The following is a 1,269-nucleotide window of genomic DNA, read 5'->3' as shown; positions in this document are numbered from 1 at the left end:
CCTCGTCGGCGGGGCGCCGCGCGTGCTGCTGACCGACCTGCGGCTGCCCGACGGCCACGGCGTCGAGCTGATCCGCGAGATGAGGCAGCGCTTTCCCGACACCGAGATCATGGTGATCTCGGCACTCGGGGACGAGGAAAGCGTGATCTCCGCGATCACGGTCGGCGCCACCGGTTATCTGCTCAAGGACGCCTTTCCCACCGACATCGCCACCACCGTGCGCGATCTCGTCGCCGGCCATTCGCCGATCTCGGCCTCGATCGCGCGCTTCATCGTGCGCAGAACGCAGGGTGCTGCACAGAATTCGGCCGAGCCGCCTGCCGGCCCCGCGCTCAACACGGCCAGGCTGACACCGCGGGAGATCGATATCCTCTGGGGCATCGCAAAAGGCTTCAGCTATGCCGAGATCGCCAGCCATCTCGGCCTGTCCAAGCAGACCGTCCCCGGCCATATCAAGAACATCTATCGCAAGCTCGAAGTGCATACGCGCAGCGAAGCGGTGTTCGAGGCGGTGCAGCAAGGCCTGATCAAGCTGTGAGCGAGATCGCAGCCAAGGCACCCGCGAGGGCACCTACGAAGGCACCCACGCGCCCGCGGCGCCGACTGATCGCCTCGCGCCTCGTGCCCTATCTGCTGCTGCAGGCCCTGATCGTGATCGCCACCGTTCTCGGGCTGCGGCTGCTGCAGCCGAGCGACCCCGACGATTTCGCGCTGAGCGGATTTTCACTGCGGGAGGACGGCGTGACGAACCCCGTGACCCTGCCGCATTTCACGGCTTCGCGCTATTCGCTGGCCGATCCGCCGCTCTACACCGGCACCTTCGCGTTTCGTCGCGGCGAAGCGGCGTCGGGATGGTCGGTGTACCTGCCGCGCTTCAGCAACGCGGTGGAGGTCGCCATCGACGGCGTCGTCGTGCTCGACTCCCGGCGCGATGCCAATGCCAACCGACCCGACCGCAACACGCCGCAGATCGCCGCCATCCCCGCCTCGCTGCTGCGGGAGGGCACCAACGAGATCACGGTGCGGCTGTTCGTATGGGGACCGTTGAAGGGCTTTCTCGACACGGTGTATGTCGGACCGGACGCGGCCTTGCGCCCGGCCTATGAGACGCGCACGCTGCTGTTCGTCACCCTGCCCGTGGTGTTCTCGGCCTGGCAGTCGATCCTGGCCGTCATCCTCGCGATCATGTGGCTGATGCGACGTCATGAGCCGGTCTACGGCGTGCTGGCGGCCGCGATGGTGCTCGGCGTGGTGCAGGCGTTCGCGCCC

1 protein-coding gene and 1 pseudogene are annotated in these 1,269 nt (G+C 67.2%); both read left to right on the top strand.

What is annotated here, in order from left to right:
- The coding region (locus MOV75_RS38640; RefSeq protein ID WP_247008080.1) for a response regulator transcription factor at positions 1 to 538 on the top strand (538 nt) is incomplete at its 5' end.
- Positions 535 to 1,269, top strand: a pseudogene (locus MOV75_RS38635) (histidine kinase); the annotation flags it as partial. The gene MOV75_RS38640 and the pseudogene MOV75_RS38635, both read left to right, overlap by 4 nt.

Source organism: Bradyrhizobium sp. PRIMUS42, assembly GCF_023006515.1.
Classification (GTDB): domain Bacteria; phylum Pseudomonadota; class Alphaproteobacteria; order Rhizobiales; family Xanthobacteraceae; genus Bradyrhizobium.
This window is presented reverse-complemented; position numbering and strand designations above follow the sequence as displayed.